The sequence below is a fragment of the Calothrix sp. CBUCES-K 9914 genome, assembly GCF_059640475.1.
Window position 1 is genome coordinate 1 of the sequence record NZ_JBXXZH010000496.1, and the last position, 2,615, is coordinate 2,615.

Annotated in this window: 2 protein-coding genes; one reads left to right on the forward strand and one right to left on the reverse strand. The window is 41.8% G+C overall.

The genetic code is table 11. From position 1 onward, the window contains the following. The coding region (locus tag AC2JBO_RS44415; protein WP_496959996.1) for a helicase-related protein at positions 1 to 1,543 on the forward strand (1,543 nt) is incomplete at its 5' end. A gap of 388 nt (positions 1,544 to 1,931) precedes the next feature. On the opposite strand, the gene AC2JBO_RS44420 is transcribed toward AC2JBO_RS44415, so the two are convergent. Beyond that, on the reverse strand, positions 1,932 to 2,615 hold a 684-nt coding region (locus tag AC2JBO_RS44420; RefSeq protein WP_496959997.1), incomplete at its 5' end, for an FAD-dependent monooxygenase.

The following is a 2,615-nucleotide window of genomic DNA, read 5'->3' on the forward strand; positions in this document are numbered from 1 at the left end:
TGAGGTTGCTATCCGCGCGATTTTTAAAGCTGTCACCGCTGGCAAACAAGTGGCTCTTTTGGCGCCTACTACTATTTTGACGCAGCAGCACTACCATACTCTCAAGGAACGCTTTGCACCTTATCCGATAAATGTTGGTTTACTCAACCGTTTTCGCAGTGGTGCCGAACGTCGTGATATTATTAAGCGTTTGGCAACAGGGGAACTTGATATTGTAGTTGGGACACACCAACTATTGAGTAAAGAAATTGCTGTTAAAGATTTAGGGCTTTTGGTGGTAGATGAGGAACAAAGGTTTGGGGTTAATCAAAAAGAGAAAATCAAGAGTCTAAAAACTCAGGTTGACGTTTTAACGCTTTCTGCAACGCCTATCCCCCGAACGTTATATATGTCACTTTCGGGAATTCGGGAAATGAGTTTGATTACTACTCCACCTCCTTCTCGAAGACCGATTAAAACCCATTTGGCGCCGCGTACTGCTGAATCTGTACGGTCTGCGATTCGTCAAGAACTTGACAGAGGTGGACAGATTTTCTACGTAGTTCCACGTGTTGAGGGTATTGAAGAAACTGCCTCGAAACTACGCGAGATGGTGCCTGGGGCAAGAATTGCAATAGCTCACGGGCAAATGGACGAAAGTGAGTTGGAGTCAACGATGCTTACTTTTAGCAACGGTGACGCTGATATTCTTGTATGTACGACTATTATTGAATCGGGTTTGGATATTCCGCGCGTTAATACTATTTTGATCGAAGATGCTCACCGTTTTGGTTTAGCACAGCTTTATCAGTTACGTGGACGGGTGGGACGCGCGGGTATTCAAGCGCACGCATGGCTATTTTATCCTCAGCAACGCGCGTTGTCTGATGCAGCACGTCAAAGGTTACGCGCTATTCAGGAGTTTACGCAGTTGGGTTCTGGGTATCAGTTGGCAATGCGTGATATGGAAATTAGAGGTGTAGGGAATTTGTTGGGCGCCGAACAGTCTGGACAAATGGATGTTATTGGCTTTGATTTGTACATGGAAATGCTCGAAGAAGCTATCCGTGAAATACGCGGTCAAGAAATACCCAAGGTTGATGATACACAAATTGATCTTAGTCTCACGGCGTTTATTCCTGCTGATTTTATAACTGATTTAGACCAAAAGATGAGCGCGTACCGTTATGTTGCAGCAGCTAGGTCTAAATATGAATTAACACAAATTGCTGCAGAATGGAATGACCGTTATGGAACTATTCCTAAACCTGCTTTGCAGTTACTAAAGGTTATGGAACTTAAACAGCTAGCTAAAAATCTTGGGTTTAGCCGTATTAAACCTGAGAATAAGCAGCATGTTGTTCTTGAAACTCCTATGGAGGAACCTGCGTGGAATTTGTTGGCAGCAAACTTAGCTGAAAATTTACGCAGTCGCTTTGTTTATTCTGTTGGTAAGGTTACTGTACGCGGTTTGGCTGCAACGAAAGCTGACCAGCAGTTGCAAACCCTTATTGATGCTTTTGATAAGATGCAGGGCGCCGTTCCTGAAGCTGCTGTTGTGTGACCTCTCCCCAACCCCTCTCCGCATCGGAGAGGGGCACAAAGTTAATTTTGATGAGTTGTAGCATAAGCGTCTCGCCTGTGCAGTTATTACTGGGCGTTCGCTTATTTTTACAGATGAGGGGTAATTCAAGCCTTGATATAAAAGGAAAAAAGCTATTTCTAAGTAAGTCATTATACTAAAATGCTTTATTGTAGTATTCATGATAATTAAAGACACTTGTAAAACATCTTCTAAGAATAAATAACCGCAAAGGACGCTTGCACATCTACGTATTAATTACTAATTTTATAAGAAAATGTTATTAATATTACATTTATATTCAGTCCATTTTAATGGACTTAAGCTATTAGCATATGGGTTTTAACCCTATGCTGCTATATATAAATTTTCAAATAATTGGTGGTTGGTAGCTCAAAATCCAGTCTTGAAATTCTTCATTGCTTATTTGTAGCTGTTGCAGTACCAAAGAAGGTGATTTTTCTTCTTCTTTTTTATAGTAATCCATTTCTCCTTCTGCACTGCGAGCTTGGATGATTTTTGTGCGCTCGATACGGCGCCGTTCGTAATTAGTCAAGGCTTCTGATATATTTTTATAGTGAGCAAAACACCACGCTAGCTCACAAACATCTTCAAAAGTACTATTTGTTCCCTGTGCTAAAGCTGGCGCCATTGCATGTGCAGCATCACCTAGTAAAGTAACTCTACTTTGACTCCAAGTTTCTAAGGGTAGTCTGTCACAAATGGGTGCTTCCAATATTCGCTCGGCTGGTGTCATCTCTACAAGCTGTCGTAAGGGTTTTCCCCAGTGGGCTATTTTACTCAAAACCTGAGATTTTGCTGCATCTGAAGAAGCAGAAAGGGAAAAATCTGGTGATAGCTGCCGATATAGCCAAGAAAGATGACCATTACCAACGTTTAGCAGGTACATAAATTCTCTATCACTTTTGACAAATCCCATTTCACTGCTATTTAGTAGCTGTTGGTCGCATTTGATAACCGCGCGCCAAGACATATCACCTAAGTAGCGAGGCTTGCCTTCCCTAAAAAGAGTTTCCCTAACAGCAGAGTTTAT